The following is a 23,483-nucleotide window of genomic DNA, read 5'->3' as shown; positions in this document are numbered from 1 at the left end:
GATATTTTTTTGATTGGAAGTCTCTAATAAACCTGTGCTGCATGAGTTGTCATTGCGAGTGAAAGGAAGCAATCTCTTGACAACCGATAAACCACCTAACGCAAAAATCTCTCAAACCCTTATTCCTCTGTGTCCTCTGCGCCTCCGTGGTTCGTTAATCAGGATAATTTATTTCTTGGAAGTCCCTAAAACTAACGCAACACTGGCGGTAATCGTGGTCTACCAGTAGAAATTGCATAGTTAATTACTAACAATTGTAACCATAATCCTGGAAAGCGATTTTCTAACCAAGATTGATTCCATTTTAAGAATTTTGGAAACCATGTCCCCAAAATCAGACTGACTAAAGCATGACGAGCAAAGCTAACATAATTACCCAGCCAACGTAATAAATCTCGCCAACCAGCTAATTGCCAAATCCACAATAATAAAGCCGGATTTTTCAGGGCTGCTTTCAAAGCTAGACGGTTAAAAGTGAACCAATCACAACGATCTTTAATGAAATTATCTGTAACTTCCGGGGTTTCATCTGTTAATAACCCAAAGAAAGTATTCAGCATCGCATTTATCATTTGGGGGGCGATAAATTTGCCCGTGGGAACCATCATTCCCTTAGAAAACAACCACATTACCGCCACATTACTTTGGTAAGCCCGAATTTTATTTAAGTGTTGCTGACTTAATAAATCATGTTTGAGCGCGATATTTAACAGAGTAGTTAATCGGTCTAAATTGCGGACTAAAGAACCAAAACCAGTAAAAACTAGAGGAGACTGCAAAGAAGCAGCATCACCAATGGAAATTAATCTATCAACTGCAATAGTGCGATCGCTACTATCTACACTAAAATGTCCCGGTATATAGCCAAAAGTGGGTTTCCTCCACACTAATTTATCCAAATCACAACGCCGATACTCTGGCAAAATTGTGAAAAAATCCTCATACATTTCCAACAGAGAACCGGGATTTTGCTCATTCACCTCATGATAGTGAAACAGATAAATCGTCAACTCTTCCCCAACCCCAGGAAACAACTCCCAAATCAATTGTCGTCCCCTAGAAATATCCCCATGACTATAGAGAACATCCCCATATTCAGAATCCCAAACCCCAGGTTCAAAGCCCTTTTCAATCACCGCTCCCACCGTTGGACACACACTATCAAAAGCCCGACCACCATTTAATTGCCAAGCAATCGGTGAAGCCGTTCCCATTGCATCTATCAACAACCTTCCACTCACTTGCCGTTCATTTCCAGTAGGCAAATGTTTGACATTAATAGCAACTTGTGTAGAACTAATATTCACCTGGGAAAACTCCGTTTCGTCCCAAATATCACCACCAGCAGCTTGAAGTTTTTCTCCACATAATGCCAGTAACCTTTCTGAATCTAAAGCTATATTCAGAACAGTAGGAGTGTGGAGAACAGGGGATTTTAACTTAGCAGGATTATTCCCATCAAAAAACTTATTAAAACCGTCCTTATACTCCCTAGAAATAATTTCTGCTAATTCAGCATTTGTTAACAAACCCAAATTGATTAAACTTTGGATCTCATCACGAGAAATATTCCATTCTCTGTTCATTTTACCAAAAGGTAATCTTTCCACCAATAGCACCTTATAGCCCAATTTAGCCATGACTGCGGCATGAATTGACCCCAAAGCACCACCAATATAAATTAGGTCATACTCAGGACTAGCAGCAGGAGAAAGAACAGGTGATGTTTCCTGGCTATTCCCTTGATAAAATACCACTTGACGGGGCTTTTGCGGATTTCTTACCCCTTCGCGCCACCGTTGTTCCCACCAGTAAGCCCGGTTGAGGTGATATTCCCCATTAGACATTTTCTGAAAATACTTAACAGTTAAGGGATAATAAGGTTCTAGCTCTGCGAAAATTGAATTTTGGGCATCAATGACAGGTAGTTCCGGGTAGCAATTAGGAAAGCGACCTCTAATTTCCTGTGTCAGAGATTGGAGAATACCTCTCTCCCCTGGAAAAGGTTCATCTCCCCAACGGAATACCTTGAGATAAGTTGTTCGCTGCACCGACCACACAAATATAGACAGTTCTACATCACCAGAAGTGGTACTTTGAACCGCGCCTCTCAACCGCAAACCATCTGGGGTAATTAATTTTTGCCCATTTTCAACAACAAAATCTGTTTGTAGCCATTTGCTAACGGATACTGTATCGGGCGTAGGAATTTCTAAATAAAGAAGTTCTTGCATATTTTTCTGATATCTCCTATCAATCTACTCAGTTAGACAGATTAAAAAAAGGCAGAAACTAGGTTAGAATCTGCGCTGATTAACTTCATAAAGATCCCATAAAGAATTTTAGTCAGTAACCCAGCCCTAAAGGGACTGGGCTTGTAAGAGAAATCAAGCAAGCCGTACTGACCAGACCACCCTGAGTTTACTCTCATGGTAGCCGTTATTTGAGTCACGACACCCACCGAATGCGTTGCCCCTTCGGGGTTCAGCAGTCGCTCATGGGGGAAACCCCCAAGACCGCGCTGCTTCACTAGTTCCCTGCTCTGTCATTTGCAATTAAACAGTTTTAAGGTCACTGAAACAGTGTTGCAAGTCTAAAAAGCTCTTATAACAGGTCGTTCGCGCCAGCGTGCCGGAGGCATCTAGCTAACATTACCCCAGAAATGGGAGTTGGTTTCCAGATTCCAATCAAAAATCTGGTTTCAATTTTAATATCCACAGCGGTTAAAATCGCTCGTGTCGCTTCCCTCTCAGCCCTAAAAGGACTGAGTTTCCCACTTACCGCGAGATCTTATAATTTATCAAGTATAAGGACTCAGGATACATAAGGTTTGAGATGGAAGGAAACAGGGAACAGGGAACAGGGGAGAAATTCCATTCTCTATTCTTCAATTTCTTTCTCCTAAACTCCTGATAGCGTGGCGTGGCGTTAGCCATACTCCTGACTCCTGACTGGGCGCAAGCCCTGCGCCCCTACATCCTGACTCCTGACCCCTGAATTCTTATGTTTATTGTTCATATTGTAAATTTCCTAAACCCACGCCATGAATTATCCTATCCCAGACAGTCCCCAAGAAATATCTGCACTCAGAAAACAGCCAGTTGATGAAGAACTAGTTGCTGCGGTAATTGCTGGTGTAGTTAGAGTTGTTCGCGCCCAGGGTCAGTCCTTAGATCAATTAACGACCCAAGTATTAGCGGATGATCAAATGTTAGATAGACAACAAAGACGCTGGTTAAGTCAGTTGGTTACTCAAGCATGGGAAAACTTTCCTTAATACCTACAATATATACTTGAGAAGGTCATAACTAATTGGTTGCTTGCTCCAGTATTAATACTTATTTTTTAGCGCTTTCTACAGAATGCTACGCAAACAAGTTACGTAAAGGTAAGCTATCGTTCCACCTTCAGATATGATCTATTGTGGGAATCAATACCTTGTCCATTTCCTGCTTTGTTGGGTTAAGCGACAGCGCAACCCAACGCATTTGTTGGGTTTTATGCTAATTGCTCCGCGAACGTTTACGTTCCACAACCCAACCTACAAATCAAGGCTTTTTCTAATTTGGACAAGGTATTAGGGAATAAGACCAAATTGATAGAACAAAAATTACTGAAAGTTAGAAAACACGGCTCTTGCGTCTCTTTTATGGTGATTGAGGATTGATGATAACAAAACCCTTACGGGACAAGGGTTATAAACAATTATTTCCATATTTTCAATGAAATGCCTACACAATAGGGCTTTCAATGATTTTGAACCAGGGTTTCCATAAAAATAACCGAAGAACCGAAAACACAGGGTTAACACATAAGCTGTTATTCTAGTTTTTTAAATTTTCCTTAACCTTTAATTATTTATTCCTTAAATAAATTGGGATAGATTCTCTTTATAGTCAAAAACTTACCCATTTTTTTAGAGATCAAAAAGACTAAAATCTCCGTTGCAGACTAAGTAACAACAAACCTCTAATTGTCAATACAAAAATTATGAATTCAATTCAACTTAACCATATCGGTACTATTAAATTAAGCGGCGCAGAAATTTCTGATTTTGACCCCATATCTCAACGCCTGTTTGTGACTGGAGAATCTGCGAATAAACCTGTTCTCCAAGTAGTGGATGTTTCTGATGCAAATAACCCCACTCAAGTTACTAACATTGATCTTTCTAGCTTAGGTGCAGGAATTCAAAGTGTAGCCGTCAGAAAAGGCATAGGAACTGGAAATAGCATTGTGGCGATCGCTATTTCTGCAAATATAAGTACCGACCCTGGTAAAATTGCTTTTTATGACGCTGTAACTCTCACTAAAATTTCCGAAGTAACAGTAGGTGCTTTACCTGACATGATCACTTTCACTGCGGATGGTAGCAAATTACTTGTCACCAACGAAGGAGAACCCAGTGAAAATTATGCCATTGATCCAGAAGGTTCAATTAGTATTATTGATGTTTCTGGAAACATTGCCAGTTTAGATAACAGTAAAGTTACAACTGCAAATTTCACGGCATTTAATGGGCAAAAAGAAACTTTAACAGCCGCCAGAGTCAGACTTTTTGGGCTTAATGCCACCGTTGCTCAAGATTTAGAACCAGAGTATATTGCAGTTTCTCCCGATGGCAAAACTGCATTTGTTACCCTACAAGAAAATAATGCCTTTGCAGTTCTAGACATTGCTACTGCTAGTATTACTAAAATTGTTCCATTAGGTTTTAAAGATCATAATTTACCAGGAAATGGTCTTGATGCTAGTGATAGAGATGTTAATGGTACTTCTAGTGGTGGAGGTAAAATTAATATTCAAAATTGGCCAATTTTCGGGATGTATCAACCCGATGCAATTAGCTCTTTTCAAATTGCTGATAAGACCTATTATATCACAGCCAATGAAGGAGATGCGCGGATTCGTCCTACAGCAAATGGTACTTTTGGTAATGAAGGATCACTATTTAATGAAGAAGCAAGAGTTTCTAGTTTAAATCTTGATCCTACAGCTTTTCCTAATGCTACTGAGTTGAAAAAACCGGAAAATTTAGGACGTTTAACCGTTACCAATAAACTAGGAGATACCGACGGAGACGGAGACTTTGATAAACTCTATGCTTACGGCACTCGTTCCTTCTCAATTTGGGATGATCAAGGTAAATTAGTATATGACAGTGGCGACCAAATTGAACAAATTCTCAAACAACAAACGCCTACATTCTTTAATGCTAATAATGGTTCAGCCACTGAATTTGATACTCGTTCCGATAATAAAGGACCTGAACCAGAAAGTGCAATTGTTGGCGTAATTAATGGTATTCTTTATGGATTCGTTGGCTTAGAACGGGCTGGCGGTGGGGTGATGGTATATAATCTTAGCAACCCCACTGCACCTCAATTTGTTCAGTATATTAGAACCGAAGGTGATGTCTCTCCTGAAGGCTTAAAATTTATCTCTGCCGAAAATAGTCCCAATTTTCGTCCCATGCTGGCAGTTTCTAATGAAGTTAGTAATACCGTTAGCTTTTATGAAATAGCTTCCCAACCAAAGTTAACGACTTATGAATTTCAAAATCTACCCAAATTAGGCACAACTTCCACCGGACAAGATATACTTTTGGGCGGTTTTTCTGGATTGTATTTCCAAGGTGTAGCAGATAATGGCAATCTCAAATTTGTTACTAATACAGATCGTGGTCCCAATGGTGAACCCACTGGTCAAAATAGACCGTTTTTATTACCCAATTTTCAACCAGAAATAGTCAGTTTTGAACTCAATCAAACGACTAATCAAATCACAATTACCAAAAGAACTGGGTTATTTCGTGAAGATGGTACAACTCCATTAACTGGACTTCCCAATGTCCAAGCTGGGGCTGGTGGAACAGCTTACACTGATGAAATTGGCGTTGATTTAAATGGTCAAATCTTACCTAATGATACTTTAGGGGCTGATGTCGAAGGTATCGTGATTGCACCAAATGGCAACTATTGGCTGGTGGATGAATATCGTCCCGGAATTTACCATTTTGATGTCAATGGGAAGTTACTTGATCGTTTTGTTCCCCAAGGAACAGCAGCAGCCACAGAACCAGATCAACCCGCAGGAACTTTTGGAACTGAGGTATTACCAGCAGTTTATGCCCAAAGACGGGCAAATCGCGGCTTTGAAGCAATAGCACTAGAAGGTAACAAACTATATGCTTTTATTCAAAGTCCAATTGATAATCCCGATAATGGCACTGATACAACCTCCAGAAATTCCCGTAATTTGCGAATTTTGGAATTTGACATAGTTTCTAAACAGGTAACTGGTGAATATCTCTATCTCTTGGATGATATTACAGGCAGTGGTAATGCCAAAACTGATAAAATCGGTGATGCTGTTGCCTTGGGTAATGGTAAATTTGCCGTTGTAGAAAGAGATGATAGAAGTGATAATACTTCCAATAAACTTATCTATCAAATAGATTTAACAACAGCGACTAATATCAATAATCCTGCTAACTTTACTTTGCCAAGTGCTAAGACTATTGAACAATTAAGCCCGGCTGAATTAACTACCGCTGGAATTATTGCTGCTAACAAAACTTTAATTGTTAATGCAGCACAAGTAGGTTACACCGGAGTTGAAAAATTAGAAGGTTTGGCATTAGTTGCCCCCAATATTCTGGCTTTGATTAATGATAATGATTTTAATGTTGCTGGCACAACAATTCCTGAAAAATTAGGCATTATTGAACTAGCAAATAATCTACCTGTTACTATTAGTGGTACTTCTGGAAACGATGTATTATTAGCATCTGCCAGCGGTTATACTCTCCTGGGTTTAGCAGGTAATGACTCCATTGATGGTGTCACAGGAACAGGTGACAATATCCTAGATGGTGGTGAAGGTGATGATGAAATCTTTGCTAAGGAAAATGATACGGCTTTAGGTGGTTCAGGCAATGATCAAATATTCTCCGATGGTCAAGGTAATAATATTTTATCAGGTGGTGAAGGCAATGATCAAATATTCCCTGATCGCAATGACAAAGTATTTGGTGATACTGGTAATGATATCATCTTCTCTGGTCTTGGTGGTAACACCTTAACAGGTGGTGATGGTCAAGATACCTTTTGGTTAGCTAATGCTGCATATCTGCAAAGTCCCAACATAATTACCGATTTTAATTCAGCACAAGATTTATTAAACGTTAATGTTGATGGGTTTAAGGACATAAATCAACTTACACTTTCACCCCAGGGAGATTACACCTTAATTAGTGCGAATAGTAATCCCTTAGCTATTCTGAAGAATTATGAATTACCACAGTTTGCTATCACCTCAGCTTCAGCAACAGAAGGAAATATCATAATTTTCACTGTCACTCGGACAGGAAATAATTCATCTTCACAAAGTGTAACTGTAACTACCTCTATTGCTACAGGTGATACAGCCAGTGATACTGACTTGACTGCAAAAACAGCAACTTTGACTTTTGCACCGGGAGAGACTACTACAACCTTTGCTGTCCAAACAACTCCAGATGTCCTGTTTGAAGGAAATGAGACATTTACTGTCAGTTTAAGCAATCCTACAAATGTATCAATCATTAGTTCTACAAACGCCACAGCCCAGGGAACTATTACTAATGATGACGCTGCACCCATATTTAGCATTGCTACCGCTGAGGCATCAGAAGGAAATGCTATTAACTTTACTGTAACTCGGACAGGAGATGCCCAGGCTCAACAAAGTGTGACTGTAGTTACCTCTATTGCTACAGGTGATACAGCCAGTGATACGGACTTGACTGCAAAAACGGAAACTCTGACTTTTGCACAGGGAGAAACTACTAAAATCTTTGCTGTCCAAACAACTCCAGATGTCCTATTTGAAGACCAAGAAACTTTTACTGCTAGTTTAAGCAATGCTACCAATGGTGCAATCATTAGTTCCACAAATGCCACAGCCAAAGGAACAATTAATAATGATGATGCTGCACCCATATTTAGTATTGCTGCTGCTCAGGCATTAGAAGGAAGTGCAATTAATTTCACTTTGACCCGCACTGGAGATGCTCAAGCTAACCAAACTGTTACCGTATCTACCTCTATTGAGGCACAAAATACAGCAACTGCCAGTGACTTTAGTGGAAATACTCAAACTCTCACATTTGCACAGGGAGAAACGACTAAAACCTTCACAGTTGCCACAATTCAAGATTCCCTTGTGGAAGACAATGAGACTTTCACTGTTAGTTTAAGCAGTCCTACCAATGGTGCAATTATTAGTTCTACAAATGGAATAGCTTTGGGAACTATTACTGACGATGATACACCAGCGGAATTTAGAATTTCGGCGGCTGAAGCGTTGGAAGGAAATGCCATCAATTTCACTGTGACTCGTTCGAGAGATAATCTGATTGCTCAAAGTGTAACTGTAGCCACTTCTATTGCGACAGATGATACAGCTAGTGCAAATGACTTAACTGCAAAAACGGAAACTCTGACATTTGCCACAGGAGAAACCAGCAAAACTTTCACTGTTCAAACAACTCAAGATAGCCTATTTGAAGGCAATGAGACTTTTACTGTGAGTTTGAGTAATCCTAATAATGGTGCGGTTGTTAGTTCCACAAATGGCACAGCGAAGGGAACAATTAATAATGATGACGCTGCACCCATATTTAGTATTGCTGCTGCTTCAGCAACAGAAGGAAGTGCAGTTAATTTCACTGTCACCCGCACAGGAGATGCTCAATCTAACCAAAGTGTCACTGTAGCCACTTCTATTGCGACAGATGATACAGCTAGTGCAAATGACTTAACTGCAAAAACGGAAACTCTGACATTTGCCACAGGAGAAACTAGCAAAACTTTCACTGTCCAAACAACTCAAGATAGCCTATTTGAAGGCAATGAGACTTTTACTGTTAGTTTAAGCAATCCTAATAATGGTGCGGTTGTCAGTTCTACCAACGCTACAGCGAAGGGAACAATTAATAATGATGACGCTGCACCCATATTTAGTATTGCTGCTGCTTCAGCAACAGAAGGAAGTGCAGTTAATTTCACTGTTACCCGCACAGGAGATGCTCAGGCTAACCAAAGTGTCACTGTAGCTACTTCTATTGCGACAGATGATACAGCTAGTGCCAGTGATTTGACTGCAAATACTCAAACAGAAACTCTCACATTTGCCACAGGTGAAACTAGCAAAACCTTTACTGTTCAAACAACTCAAGATAGCCTATTTGAAGGCAATGAGACTTTTACTGTTAGTTTGAGTAATCCTACAAATAGTGCAGTTATCAGTCCTAATAATGGTACAGCGAAAGGGACTATTAATAATGATGATGCTGCACCTATAAACCAAGCTCCCACAAATATTACTCTACAAAATCCAATTACAACCCTTTCTGAAGGGACAAGTACCACAACTAGGCTCAAAGTAGCTGATATTGTTATTACGGATGATGGACTAGGAAGCAATACTATCTCTTTAACAGGTGTAGATGCTGCTAGTTTTGAGGTAGAAGGAACAGTTCTTTACATCAAAAAAGACACAAAGTTGGACTATGAAACCAAGAACAGTTATGGTGTAACAGTCAATGTTGATGATACCACCGTAGGTAATACTCCTGATGTTTTTACCAACTTCACTCTCACGGTAACAGATGTAAATTATGCTCCCGAAGTCAAACCAAATCAAATCTTTAGCTACACTGAAAACAAAACAGCAAATTTCCAAGTAGGAACTGTTTTGGCTACGGATGACATAGCTGTAACAGGTTTTGCGATCGCCAGTGGAAATGATTCTGGTTTCTTTAACATTAATAATCAAGGTATAATCACCCTGACGGACAAGGGAGTGACCAGTGCAGCCAATGACTTTGAACGCAGTCCTAATAGTTTTACATTAGGGATTATTGCTAAAGATGCAGCAGAGGCTACTTCCCAGGTTACGAATGTGACTATTAATGTTACCAATGACCCAACGGATGATAACAAAAAACCAAATCTGCAAAGCTTCACCCAAAGTGGACAAGAAGATCAAATAATAAGTTTTGGTATTGGAGACTTCAAAGACAAGGGTAAATACGGAGACGAAGACAATAATGATTTAATGGCAATTAAGGTAGTAAGTTTACCAACCGCTGGAAGCCTAACCTTTGTGAACGGTCAACAAGTGACTAAAAATCAAGAGATATTAGTTAATGACCTAGCTAATCTGCGATATAATCCCGTTGTTAATGCTAATGGTAATGTTGCCACATTGACAGTAGCAGCGATTGATAATGGTACTCCAAAAGTAGAATCTGATCCTGCTACAATCACAATCAATCTGACTCCGGTAAATGATCCTCCCGTTGCAAAAAATGATCAATTATCTGTCAGTCAAGGAAGTGCGGGAACTATCAACCCTTTAAACAATGATAGTGACCCTGAAGGAGATAGTTTAAAGCTCACCGGCAAAACCGACGGTAAATATGGCAAAGTAGATATCAATGGCAATAATTTGACCTATACGCTGTTAGATGGCAATTATTTGGGCAATGATGTCTTTAGTTACACTGTCTCTGATGGTAGTCTTTCCGCAAGTGCTGATGTTAGGGTGACGGTTACGGGTAAAGCTACAACTGCCACAGTAGCACCAACTCAGCTAATCTCAATTGCTCCTGTTGATAAACTGATTCCCAAGGAAGCAGGTACATTAACTGGTATTGTTGATAAATTGGGCTACGAATTTCCTAATAACTACAACCCATCCCTTGTCAAAAACTCCCTGCAAAATGCCCTAAATCAGACCACCGCAGCTTTTAATAATCTGTTCGGTCTCTATGAGGTGGATGATGTAACGGGGTCTGTAAATGGCATTAAACCCGGGGAAATCGGTTATGCGAAAGCCGCTTTGAGTAAGGTAGTAGATAACTTTATTGTGCGGGTAGGGGGTTCAAGTAGTGGTGCTGCGAGTGATGTCATTGTCAATGGTGGTAAAATCTATTCTCCCTTTGTAATTGCCAATGGTGGTAACTTCTCCGGTAATCTCCAAGCAGCAATTAATGCTTTCTTTGCTGCGAACCCTAATAATAGCCCAGCTAATGCCCAAAATTACACGACTTTACCTGTAGCCTATTTTAGCTTTGGGGTAGCTAACCCGGACGGTGCGGCTCATTTAAGAAGTTTTGGGAATAATACCTTTGGTTTTGAAGATTTACCTGCGGGTGTGGGGGTAAGTGACTACGATTTTAATGATGCGGTTTTCTCCTTTGGAGCGATAGCGTAAGCACTATTTGATTCTCCGGGTAGGGGTAAGAGACTTCCAATTAAAAAAATATCCCAAAATTTCTTGTGGTGCGGGCATACTTCGACAAGCTCAGTACGAGTCTTGCCCGCTAATCATCAAGGATGGGCAAGAGGCAAGAGTGAAGAGGGTTTGGGCGATTTTACGTTTCTTTACGCAGTTTGGTTTTATTGTGTTCACCTAATTATTCGCATATTCACAATTATTGTCTTTTGTCAAGCAGCACAACAATACCATTTTCTACAACCTTTATCTTGTCTGTTTTTCAGCCATGTTAAGTAAAGATGTGGGTAATGGATAGGTGGAGAGGGGGTAAAATAGTAAAATGACAGGTGTTGCTGTTATTGTCCATAAAACAACTATCACCAAAATATATGACAACCAACCCACCAATTCTCACTTATACTCTGGAAGAAATATTATCTCGTTTGGATCAAAAGATAGAGAAGCAATTTACCGAAGTTAACCAAAAAATGGATCGGCAATTTGCTGAAGTCAATCAAAAAATGGAGAAGCAATTTGCTGAAGTCAATCAAAAACTAGAAATTATTGATGGTAGACTAAATAAACTGGAAATTGGACAGGCAGAATTATCAGGGGAAATTAAAACCCTAGATGGAAAACTATCAGGGGAAATTAAAACCCTAGAAGAAAAAGTTATTGGTATTGATAAAAGACTAGATAACCAAGAATTTATTAATCGTGGAGTTCTAGTAGCAGTGATTATAGCCTTAATCAGTGGAGTAGTCAAACTATTCGGTTTCTTCCCCACTGGTAAAATCTGAAAACCTTAACGGAATAAAATAGTTCCCTGGGAGGTTAGTGTAGCTTTTATTACAAAAAGCCAGTAAAAAGGTGACAGCCAAATATTAGGGTGTGTTAGCGACTAGTAACGCACCATTGGTAAAGACTTTGGGTGTAGTATAGCGATCGCTATATAATATAGTAACGCACCATTTTAAATCATTATCCTGTACATCCTTTCATCCTGGATATCCTGATTCAGTTTGTCCTATTCTAGATCCTGATCATCGTTTCTGTACTTAGCTGCTAAGTTCAATTGTCAAAGCTAGTTGATAGAGATAGCGACGAGATAAACCCGTATCCTTTGCTATCTCACGACTAGCTTGAGAACGAGAAATACCCTGTTTAATCATTGATAATAGTTCGTTTTTTAATTCGGTTTCTGTGAGTTGAGGCTTACTAGGTGGATTTCCAGCTACTAAAAGAGTATATTCTCCCTGGGGTTCTTTGTCTTGGTAATGGGTAATCCCCTCGGCAATTGTTCCCCGCCAAAATTCTTCGTATAATTTCGTCAGTTCTCGTGCTATAACTAGAGAGCGATCGCTTCCCAAGATTGCCCCCAAATCTACTAAAGTATCCCGCAACCGGTGAGGTGATTCATAAAAAACCAAAGTTCGAGATTCACCTTGCAAAGATTCCAAATATTTCTGGCGTTGTTGACTTTTAGCTGGTAAAAAACCATCAAAAATAAACCTATCTGTGGGTAATCCAGCCGCACTCAAAGCCGTAATTACAGCACTTGCACCGGGGATAGGAACAACAGTAATCCCCTCATCAATACAAGCCTTAATTAACTCATATCCTGGGTCAGAAATTCCTGGCATTCCCGCATCACTTACCAAAGCGATCGCTTTTCCAAATTGTAACTGTTCTAATAATTCGGGAATACGAGTATTACTATTATGTTCATGGTAACTAACTTGGGGAGTTTTCACTTGAAAATGTTGTAATAATCTGCCTGTGTGGCGTGTATCTTCCGCCGCAATTATATCCACTGCTTGTAAAATTCTCACCGCTCTAAAAGTCATATCTTCTAGATTACCAATGGGTGTAGCGACAATATAAAGTGTTCCTGGTTTTGGTTCAGTTTGCATATTAATTTTGAACACGGATTCAACGGATTAAGGGATTTCACAGATTAGATAATCTTGCATATAATTTAACTTGTTGGTGAATTTTCTTCACTTTTCCAAAAGTATTATTTAACAAGATCTCTAAATTTTCTGGTCAAGGTTCAGTTTGCATATTAATTTTGAACACGGATTCAACGGATTAAGGGATTTCACAGATTAGATAATCTTGCATATAATTTAACTTGTTGGTGAATTTTCTTCACTTTTCCAAAAGTATTATTTAACAAAATCTCTAAACTTTCTGGTCAAGGATCAATATCAGGAAAATTAACATTATATACATCTTTAATTATACATGATATCATCTAGTGAAAATTCAAATGCAAATTAGCAATGAGCAAATCTGGCTTATTTGTCGGTTTAATTACCTTAGATTTCATTTATCTCGCGGATTCTCCCCCCCAAAATAATCAAAAATTAGTTGCCACTGACTATACTATAGCAGCAGGGGGACCCGCAACAAACGCCGCCGTCACCTTCAGTCATTTAAACAACCAATCTACAGTTTTAGGTGTATTGGGTTCGCACCAGATCACACAGCTAATTTGTAGCGATTTAGAGAATTACCAAATTGCAATTATTGACTTAGACCCCTACAGGAAAACACCGCCACCTGTCTCTTCAATTATTGTTACCCAAGGTACAGGTGAAAGAGCGGTAATTTCTATTAATGCCGTTAAAACTCAGGCAAATATTACTTCTATCCCTGCCAATATTTTACAAGATATTGATATTGTATTAATTGACGGACATCAAATGGAGGTCAGCAAAATTATTGCCCAAACTGCTAATATTCAGAATATTCCAGTTGTTATTGATGGTGGTAGCTGGAAACCAGGATTTGCAGAAATATTACCCTTTGTCAATTATGCTATTTGTTCTGCTAATTTCTATCCACCTAACTGCAAAAATCAGGAAGACGTTTTTGCCTATTTGCAAAATTTTAACATTCCTTATATTGCCATTACTCAAGGGGAAAACCCCATTCAATACTTAACTCGTGATCAGTCTGGTGTAGTTAATGTGCCAAAAATACAGTCCGTTGATACACTGGGCGCAGGAGACATTTTTCACGGTGCTTTCTGTCACTACATCCTGGAAACGAATTTTATAGAAGCATTAGCACTAGCTGGAAATACTGCTGCGGAGGCGTGTAAACATTTTGGTACGCGAACTTGGTGAAATTTAAACGTCTAAGTCTAATGCTTAGAGGATGTTTGAAAAGTCTTTAATGTAAATAAACCCCTCTGGTAAACCTCTCCCCGATGCGGGGAGAGGCTTTGAAACCCCCATTCCCTCCTAGGGACTTCCAAATAAAAAAATACTCAACCACCTAACGCAAAAATCTCTCAAACCCTTATTCCTCTGTGTCCTCTGCGCCTCTGTGGTTCGTTAATCAGGATAATTTATTTCTTGGAAGTCCCCTAGAGAAGGGGGGTTAGGTTTCTGGAGATTATCGGTTTCATCTAATACTTTTCAAACAACCTCTTAGAGGGTGTTTGAAAAGTCATGATTGCTGTATCAAATGTTTTACCCCTCCCTAACCCTCCTCTTATAAAGGCTATCGTGTACACACAAGTTAAATTACCCCCCTTAATCCCCCCTTATCAAGGGGGGAAACCGGAATCTTGTCCCCTCCCCAAAGCATCGGGGAGGGTTAGGGTGGGGTAATTTGAGGAATAATAGACATCTCCGAAAATTAAATGTGCGTCGTTTGAAACCCTTGTAGAGACGTTCCATGGAACGTCTCTACAATCTTTACCGGAGAAGTCTAATGGTGATTCGATAACTTGTGTGTACACCGTAGCCTTATAACTGGTATAACTGATGGATATAGACTGAAACTCTCTATAGAATCTCCGGTCTAAAGACCCGGAGAGTGTTAACCAAATTTGTCCCCAAATGAAAGACTTATCTGAAATATTAACAATTGCACGGAAGGTAGGTTGGGGTGCGGCCAGTCTCCTGAGTTCTTATTATCACGGTACTGCTGACGCACCAAATTTAGATATCCAGTATAAAGACAGCGAACCCGTTACAGTGGCAGACTTAGCCGTTAGTGAATATATCTTGTCACAGTTACAAGCTGCTTTAGGTAATGAAGACTTTGGATATATCAGCGAAGAAACTCATAAATCACAACAGGGAAAAAATCCTGCTGAGTGGGTATGGATTATTGATCCATTAGATGGAACAAGAGATTTTATCAACAAAACCGGAGAATATGCAATTCATATTGCCTTAATTCAAGGAACACAGACAATGTTAGCCGTCGTGGCAGTTCCAGAGGCACAAAAGTTATATTATGCTACTAGAGGTAGTGGAACTTTTATCGAAACTGCAACAGGTTCTTTGCCTGTGCGACTGAACTCCCGTAAAAATATCCAGGATCTAATTTTGGTGGTTAGTCGCTCACACCGCAACGATAGGTTAGAATATCTATTACAGCACCTGCCCTATCAAAATCAAAAAGCAATTGGTAGCGTCGGTTGCAAAATTGCCGCGATACTTGAACAGCAAGCAGATGTTTACATTTCCCTTTCCGGTAAATCCGCACCTAAAGACTGGGATATGGCTGCTCCTGAACTAATCTTGACAGAAGCAGGTGGTAATTTTACCCACTTTGACTGCACGCCATTAGAATATAACACTGGCGACATTCATCAATGGGGGGAATTACTAGCGAGTAATTATCAAAATCATGAGGTACTGTGTCAAGAAGCGCAAAGCATTCTCACACGGTTTACAAAATGAACGCGGTAGCGTTGGGAGCTTCGCGTCTTCAGACCGAAGGGGAAAACGCACAGGGGCTAATTGATTGCCTTCAATATTAGTGATATACTCAAAACGGCTAGAAGCCGGACTTTTTTATCATACAAAGAACAAGTTCAAAGCCTCTCCAGTATTAAATATTATTCCTTTTCCCTCTCCTCTTAGGAGAGTGTCAACGAAACAGTATTTGTCGTGGAGAATTTCCTGACAATGCTGGTGGTTTTGTTGGGAAAATTTGTTCGTTATGGGTTAATATTCTCATGTAGTGCTATACTTGGGGATATCAAAGATTATTTTCGGTTGAGTAAGTCGTTTGAAGATTTTTTTAAATACGTCTCTCCGAATCTAACTCTCTACACTCTCTGGTTTGGGAGTAGTAGTAGCGGCGATCGCTACTAAGTCCAGTAAAAAAAAATTAAAATCTAGAGTATCCAGCAGATACAGTCTCCCGCTAAGCGCTGCTGGAGTATTTTATTTTGACTTTAGTTCTCAAATATTGAATTAAACTACGGAGGAACAGGAATGACACAAGTGGTCTTAGGTGAAAATGAAGGGATTGAATCAGCACTACGAAGATTCAAGCGGGAAGTTTCCAAAGCAGGAATTTTCCAAGATATGCGGAAAAAGCGTCACTTTGAGACACCTTTAGAAAAAGAAAAGCGCAAAGCCATAGCCAGACACAAGCAACGTCGCCAACAACGTTCTCGCTTCAAGCGCTAAATTTTTAGTCATATTGGCTGAAACTGGGAAATCCTGACAGGATTTCCTTTTAGAGAACTCCACAAAAAGTCTCACTACTTAATTGGACAAAAATATTTAGGCGTTGCTGATTTTAGGGATAAAAATAATTTTGCATACGTTCAAGACTCTTGTAGAGACGTTCCATGGAACGTCTCTACCTCCAAAAATCATACGCCAATTCAGCAACGCCAATATTTACAGTCATTGCGAGGGAAGGGAAGCAATCACAACCCTTACGAACTGCTTGCAGCAGCGCTTCGCTATCGCTTCATTTCACTTCGTTCGATATGGCTAACGCCACGCTTTGTCCCACTACTTAATTGGACAAAAATATTTAGGCGTTGCTGATTTTAGGGATAAAAATAATTTTGCATACGTTCAAGACTCTTGTAGAGACGTTCCATGGAACGTCTCTACCTCCAAAAATCATACGCCAATTCAGCAACGCCAATATTTACAGTCATTGCGAGGGAAGGGAAGCAATCACAACCCTTGCGAACTGCTTGCAGCAGCGCTTCGCTATCGCTTCATTTCACTTCGTTCGATATGGCTAACGCCACGCTTCGCTAACGCAATGACATTGTGTAATTAATTCTGTCTCACTACTTATTTGCCCTTCATTTACCTAAAATGTGCTTTGTATTCTAATTTGGTGAACCCGGTCCAATAATTTTGATTCCCTGTTTTTCTTTTTCGGCTAATTCTAAATTTAATATCAGCAGTTTTTCTAAAATATCATCATTGGCTTGAAAGTTATAAGCTGACATTACCAGTTTATCTAATTGTTGATGCAGTTTATAAAGTTGGCTGCTGGGTTCGTGGAAGAATTTATTATATAATGTGGTGATTCCCCATTGTTTTGTTTCCATTTGTTGAGTGCGATATTGATGTAGTTCTTCTGTTTTGGTGCGGATTTGTTGGACTATTTTTATATCTGCTGTTTGCGGAAATGGGAAGGTTTCAAAACAAGTGTTGTGAGTATAACGTGTTGTCTCTCCAAGAGTTGAACTTTGCGCTTTTACCCAAAGACGATGTACGTTAGATGTGAGAATTCCTAATATATAAAAGTCATCTGATGCTACAACTTTGGTAGAGTTATTAGGTAGCCAGTTTGACAATGAAGGTACAAAAATAAACCATTTTGAGTGAGCAGGAACAGCGAAATAAATTTTTAGAGAAATCAATGCTTGTCTCATTGCTGCATGAGTACGTTTAAACCTCCACCACTTTTCTCTTAAAACAGCTTCACGGTTATTTTCTCTTTCTGGTTTTACAGTAACTCTAACGTGTTCAAAAGGTAGAATATAATCACTAGCTTCCTCTAAACTCATATTTTCAAAGTCAATAACCCACCTACTGGGTTTTCCATTTGGAGCTTTAGTTAAGTCTCCTGCATCTAAAAATAGCTTAATTACTAATTCGTTTTTAGAATTAGATTTTATCCAGCATTGAGCTTGATTTTCTGTGATTATAAATCCCTTTGCATTCGGCTTAACTCCTTCAAAACATCGATCAAGGTTTGATTTTAATTTAACAGCTATTGAAACATCAACGGTTGAGCTTAGAGAGGAACTAATTTGTTTAACTACCTGATTATTTAAATGAAATTTAGATGGTTTTTCATAACACCAATTCACAATACTAACATAAACTTGTGCTTCTCCAGACCAATTTTGAGTTGGAATTGCTTCATGAATATAACCACCGTTTCTAGTGATATAGTCTAAAGAAGCATATCTACTATTTCCCTGACTAATAGAATTAGTACCAACTAAACCTGCTCTACCTTTTCCATTAAGAAATTCATGAGCTAAACGAAACCAATAACCACAAAAATCTACCTGTGATTTAACTTCTGAAAACTTGCTAAAAATACGTTCCGCATATTCATCTCCTAAATCTAAACGAATTCGATTACCACCTAAAAATGGCGGATTTCCAATAATAGCATCAGCTTTTACCCATTCACTAAACAAAGCATCTTGACAAACAATATTATTATCCAAAGTATCCAAAGGTAAAGCAGGTTCAGTTAATTGTAAATTATCAATCGCAATCTTCCGCGCAATCATCAAAGTCACCCGCGCTAATTCCACCGCAAAGGGATTTGTATCCATTCCATAAAATTGTAAAGGTGTCACCAAACCCATTTGCAATTGTTTATCTGGAGATTTACGCAAAGATTGAATTTTCTCTAATAGCAAGATTTCAATTCTCTTCAATTCCTGATATGCGATATAAAGAAAATTACCCGAACCACAAGCAGGATCTAAAACTCGATAACTTTGTAATTCTATTTGTAGTTTGGAAAGTTCCTTAATTGTCGTTCCTTCCTCAATTCTCTCTTCCCAATAACGGCTAATTGTGGGACGGACAATTTTCATAATATCCACTTCAGAAGTATAATGGATTCCCCTCGCGTGACGTTCTTCCTTATATATACTCCCTTCAAATAAATTCCCAAAAATAGCCGGACGGACTTTACTCCAATTTTCTCGCGCAGACACATCTAAAAAATTTAATTCTTCCCTCGTTAATTCAATTGCATCAATTCGAGAAAATAAACCCCCGTTAAAATAATCTACTCCTTGATAACGTCCCGCTGGTGTTTTTCCCGGTTGATTCATTTCCCGAAATAAACCACCCAAAACATCATAGGAACTTCCCCCTTTCATACAATCTTGGACACAAGAAACAAACATATCACGGGGTAACAGTTGTCTATCTTCCGCAAACATCGCTAAAACACATTGCAAAATAAACCGCTGTGCTGTTAACTTTTCAATTCCCCTATTTTCTAATTCTAATAATAATTCACCCATGCGACGGGCAGCTTTAACAGTAACTTCTACTTGGTTATTTTGGAATACAGGGGTTTTTTGCCCTAATTCCATAAATGTCAATGCTCCTGACCGTTCTGGCAGTTGTTCGAGGGTAATTTTATCTACAGGTGTATCTAATTGAATATCAAAATCAAAGATCCAAAATTCATCAAAATTACATAAAATCACATATTTAGGACGATTTGGGACTAACCTAGTCCAATAATCAAAAGCTTGGGAATAATGTTTATTTAAATCTTCTCCGCGCTTTTTCATTTCTATTAAAACGCGAGGTTTCCAAACTAAATCAGCAAAGCCAGTTTTTCCGGTTTTACTACTTTTTTTAATTGCTTCTTCGTAAGTCGCACCCGCTTCTAATGCACCTTCATGTCCAAAGGCTCGAAAAAATCGGTCGAGAAATGTTTGTGCTTCTTTGCGTTCTTGTCCGGTGATATGTTGGTGACAAAATTGCACGAATTTAGATAGGGTTTCTGGTGTTGATGATGTCATGGTTGTTTCTGAACAATAATAAATAATAAGATCCATAAGATCCCCGACTTCTTAAAGAAGTCGGGGATCTCAACTTCTCGATATTTACAAAAATATCACTCAATTGAGTCGCGCAAAAAAGAAGATGTGGGGGTTGACAATTGATTTTAAATTTGTTATCATAAATTTGATAAGGAAGAACTATCATAAAATAATTGCGGTTGGAAGGAAACCCAACACATAATTTTTACCGTTACAAAAAATGTAACCAGGTTCGATATAAGTTTAAGCAGTGTGAAACTATAAGTATGGAAATTACACCTTCGGTGTGAAAATATTTTGGTGGCTGTTAATAACAGTTACCCCAGAATTAATAGGTTTTTAGAGGAGTGTTAAGGAAGATGTCTATCACTGTTTTATCTAATTATCGGTTTCCAACCCGGAATTTTGGGAAAATATTATCTTTGAGTATATTTCTCAGTGCGATTTTTATGTTACCTGCATCAGCACAAGAAAAATTATGGCGAACTTTAACCGTGAGTGGAAGGGGAGTAGAAACAATTTCGACAACTTTATCTCAAGTTAGTTTGGGTGTAGAAGTTCAAGGAAAAACGGCGGAAGATGCCCAAAAAGAAGCGGCACGCAGATCATCGGCTGTGGTGGCTTTATTAAAAAAACGCAATGTTGAAAAATTGACAACTACAGGAATTCGCCTCAACCCAGTATATAGCTACAGTAATAATGTTCAACGCATTACTGGTTATGCTGCTAGTAATACAGTCAGCTTCCGCATTCCTACAGATAAAGCCGGAACTTTATTGGATGATGCGGTGAAAGTTGGAGCGACACAAATTAATGGTATAAGTTTTATTGCTAGTGATGAGGCGATCGCCAGCGCCCAAAAACAAGCCTTAAAAAAAGCTACCCAGGATGCACAAGAACAAGCGGAAACGGTTCTTAGCACCTTAAAATTAGAGCAAAAAGACATTATCAGTATTCAAATTAATGGTGCAACCCCACCACCGCCACCGATGCTATATCGGGCTGAAGCTGCTAAAGCCAATTTCGCAGATGCTTCTACTCCCATAGTTGCGGGGGAACAAGAAGTACAAGCATCAGTAACATTGCAAATTAGCTATTAGTCAATTTAAGCCCCGGCGACTAGAAGTCACGGCTACACAAACAAAGTCCGCCTGCGCGGACTAAGGAAAAATCAAGGATTTGAAACCCACGCACCATCTGGGTTTTGCCTGTGTAGACGCGGTTTCTAACCGCCCGTTTAATTAAATTAGAAATTATCTGGGGACATATCAGACATCCCACCTTCACCATCACGCTTAGAACCTAATAATTCTAGTTGTTCAACATTAATAACTGGACTAGAACGCGCAACTCCACTTTGGCGATCGCTCCAAGTATCAAATCGCAAAGAACCTTTAACCCCAATCAAACCACCTTTACGGACGTAATTACCCGCAACTTCCGCAGTTTTTCCCCAAAGTTCTAGATTAAACCAGTCTGGTTTATCATTGTTGCGTGATCTTCTATTTACAGCTAGAGTCAATCTACATTTAACTGTACCTGACTCAAAATATTTCATATCTGGATCACCACCGACACGACCAACAAGAGTGACAACATTAATGCTCATGGTTTTTATTTCCTAGTATTTTTGTATTCTATTACTCCGGATTCTATAATAACTAATTGTGAAATGATTAAAAATATGTTAGAATCGCCACAGTCAACCCCAAAAAAAATCAAAAAATACCTTATAGCTAAAAAAAATTATACGGTTATACTGAGTAACCTTGAGAAGATAGAAGTTAAGATTCATGAAACTAAACTCAAGATTGACAAAAACTAAATAAAAAAATAGTCTAGTCTACTGGAGTCAGGGAACCGAATATCATGGCATCATTATAGCAGTATGCACTTGAATGAAATACATCATAGCTTATTGCTCGCTTGCGAGGAGTGGGTCGGGGTTCTTGTATATCACCCAATCGAGAACCGCTATATTAACTCTTATGTTTGTAGTCAGAAGTAGTGTAAATAGGGGGCATAGAGAAGCGTGGGTCTTTTCAATTTAAATTTTCGTCCATCCTGGGATATGGGTATCGACCTCGGTACAGCCAATACCCTAGTTTATGTATCTGGTAAAGGGATTGTCCTGCAAGAACCTTCCGTCGTTGCCATTGATCAAAATCTGAAAGTGGCACTGGCAGTGGGGGAAGAGGCTAAAAAAATGCTCGGACGCACACCGGGGAACGTCGTTGCTCTGCGTCCCCTGCGCGACGGTGTGATCGCTGACTTTGATACGGCTGAGTTGATGTTAAAAAGCTTTATTCAGCGGGTAAATGAAGGGAGATCCCTGATGTTGCCCCGCATTGTCATTGGTATCCCCAGTGGTGTCACTGGAGTAGAAAGACGGGCTGTCATGGATGCAGCTACCCAAGCCGGCGCTAGAGAAGTATATTTGATTGATGAGCCAGTTGCAGCAGCAATTGGTGCAGGACTGCCAGTGGCAGAACCTACTGGTAACATGATTATTGACATCGGTGGGGGGACAACAGAAGTAGCGGTATTAAGTCTTCAAGGAACAGTAATCAGCGAATCAGTCCGCATTGCTGGAGATGAGTTAACTGAAGCCATTGCCCAGTATATGAAGAAGGTTCATAATCTGGTAATTGGTGAACGCACGGCAGAAGATATTAAGATTAAAATAGGTTCTGCTTATCCGACCGCAGACGATAGTGATAGTGTAATGGAAGTTCGAGGCTTACATTTACTGTCCGGTTTACCCAGAACTGTAACCATCAAAGGACCAGAAATTCGGGAAAGTATGGTAGAGCCTCTAGCGGTAATTATCGAAGCAGTTAGGCGAACACTAGAACGGACACCGCCAGAACTGGCAGCAGACATTATTGATCGTGGTATCATGTTGGCAGGGGGTGGTGCGTTGCTCAAAGGTCTGGATACATTGATTAGTCATGAGACTGGTCTTGTTACCCATATAGCCGCAGACCCTTTAAGCTGTGTAGTGCTGGGAACTGGTCGCGTATTAGAAAACTTCAAGCAATTGGAAAGAGTCTTTAGCGGGCGTTCTCGCAATATGTAGTAACTTAAGTTGCTAGTTATTTTGTTGAGGCTGGTAATTGGTAATAGGTAATTGGTAATAAAAGCTCTGGTTTCATCCTTTAATCCTGGATATCCTGATTCTGACAATTTACCTAACTGGCAACTTATATTAGTAGTAGTTATACTCAAAACCTTTGGGACATGGACTTTTGTAAAATCACGAAAAACCCTATATTTGTAGAGGTTTAGTAATGCTCATTGGTGTCAACTTAAGCTACAGATGGCTTATTTGTTTGGCTGACAGACCCACCCTGAAATGATAGCGTCTATCATTCCCCGGCAGGCTACGGGTTTTACGTTA

General features: G+C 39.4%; 12 protein-coding genes. 8 read left to right on the top strand and 4 right to left on the bottom strand.

Annotated features, from left to right (window positions below; translation table 11 throughout):
- Positions 1-191: 191 nt before the first annotated feature.
- On the bottom strand, positions 192-2,234 hold the full coding sequence (locus AN486_RS04900; RefSeq protein ID WP_053538558.1) for an NAD(P)/FAD-dependent oxidoreductase: 2,043 nt from the start codon (positions 2,232-2,234) through the stop codon (positions 192-194).
- An 809-nt stretch (positions 2,235-3,043) separates the two neighbouring features.
- Here AN486_RS04900 and AN486_RS04895 point away from each other — a divergent pair.
- The 3 genes from AN486_RS04895 to AN486_RS04885 all read left to right on the top strand — a co-directional run bounded on the left by AN486_RS04895 (position 3,044) and on the right by AN486_RS04885 (position 12,065).
- Positions 3,044-3,277: a hypothetical protein gene (locus tag AN486_RS04895; protein ID WP_039200269.1), complete on the top strand. Its 234-nt coding sequence runs from the start codon at positions 3,044-3,046 to the stop codon at positions 3,275-3,277.
- Positions 3,278-3,990: 713 nt separating this feature from the next.
- Positions 3,991-11,262 (top strand): choice-of-anchor I family protein, encoded by a 7,272-nt coding sequence (locus tag AN486_RS04890; protein ID WP_290599473.1) that lies wholly within the window; start codon positions 3,991-3,993, stop codon positions 11,260-11,262.
- A 392-nt stretch (positions 11,263-11,654) separates the two neighbouring features.
- The gene (locus AN486_RS04885; RefSeq protein ID WP_053538561.1) at positions 11,655-12,065 is read left to right on the top strand and encodes a hypothetical protein; all 411 of its coding nucleotides are present in this window, start codon (positions 11,655-11,657) and stop codon (positions 12,063-12,065) included.
- Positions 12,066-12,323: 258 nt separating this feature from the next.
- On the opposite strand, the gene rsmI is transcribed toward AN486_RS04885, so the two are convergent.
- Positions 12,324-13,178, bottom strand: coding sequence for a 16S rRNA (cytidine(1402)-2'-O)-methyltransferase (gene rsmI, locus AN486_RS04880; RefSeq protein WP_053538562.1), 855 nt, complete (start codon positions 13,176-13,178; stop codon positions 12,324-12,326).
- A gap of 372 nt (positions 13,179-13,550) precedes the next feature.
- On the opposite strand from rsmI, the gene AN486_RS04875 reads away from it, so the two are divergent.
- The 3 genes from AN486_RS04875 to rpsU all read left to right on the top strand — a co-directional run bounded on the left by AN486_RS04875 (position 13,551) and on the right by rpsU (position 16,709).
- Positions 13,551-14,399 carry a sugar kinase gene (locus AN486_RS04875; protein WP_290599472.1) on the top strand — a complete coding sequence of 283 codons (849 nt, stop codon included), beginning with the start codon at positions 13,551-13,553 and terminating at the stop codon, positions 14,397-14,399.
- Positions 14,400-15,119: 720 nt separating this feature from the next.
- Positions 15,120-15,971, top strand: a complete 852-nt coding sequence (locus tag AN486_RS04870) for an inositol monophosphatase family protein (RefSeq protein ID WP_053538564.1) — start codon at positions 15,120-15,122, stop codon at positions 15,969-15,971.
- A gap of 540 nt (positions 15,972-16,511) precedes the next feature.
- Positions 16,512-16,709 (top strand): 30S ribosomal protein S21, encoded by a 198-nt coding sequence (gene rpsU, locus AN486_RS04865; protein WP_015078697.1) that lies wholly within the window; start codon positions 16,512-16,514, stop codon positions 16,707-16,709.
- A gap of 665 nt (positions 16,710-17,374) precedes the next feature.
- Here rpsU and AN486_RS04860 read toward each other — a convergent pair.
- Entirely contained in the window at positions 17,375-20,062 is a 2,688-nt protein-coding gene (locus AN486_RS04860; protein WP_290599471.1) for a DNA methyltransferase, read from the bottom strand.
- Positions 20,063-20,442: 380 nt separating this feature from the next.
- Here AN486_RS04860 and AN486_RS04855 point away from each other — a divergent pair, with 380 nt between their 5' ends.
- A complete protein-coding gene (locus AN486_RS04855) occupies positions 20,443-21,183 on the top strand; it encodes an SIMPL domain-containing protein (protein ID WP_053538565.1) in 741 nt (246 codons plus the stop codon).
- A 146-nt stretch (positions 21,184-21,329) separates the two neighbouring features.
- On the opposite strand, the gene AN486_RS04850 is transcribed toward AN486_RS04855, so the two are convergent.
- Complete coding sequence (locus AN486_RS04850) at positions 21,330-21,692, bottom strand: single-stranded DNA-binding protein (protein WP_039200306.1); 363 nt, start codon at positions 21,690-21,692, stop codon at positions 21,330-21,332.
- A gap of 462 nt (positions 21,693-22,154) precedes the next feature.
- Here AN486_RS04850 and AN486_RS04845 point away from each other — a divergent pair, with 462 nt between their 5' ends.
- Complete coding sequence (locus AN486_RS04845) at positions 22,155-23,162, top strand: rod shape-determining protein (RefSeq protein WP_027402272.1); 1,008 nt, start codon at positions 22,155-22,157, stop codon at positions 23,160-23,162.
- Positions 23,163-23,483 lie beyond the last annotated feature (321 nt).

Origin of the sequence: Anabaena sp. AL93 (assembly GCF_001672085.1) — a bacterium.
GTDB lineage: Bacteria > Cyanobacteriota > Cyanobacteriia > Cyanobacteriales > Nostocaceae > Dolichospermum > Dolichospermum heterosporum.
Note: the sequence above shows the minus strand (reverse complement) of the source record. Positions and strands in the feature narration are given on the sequence as shown.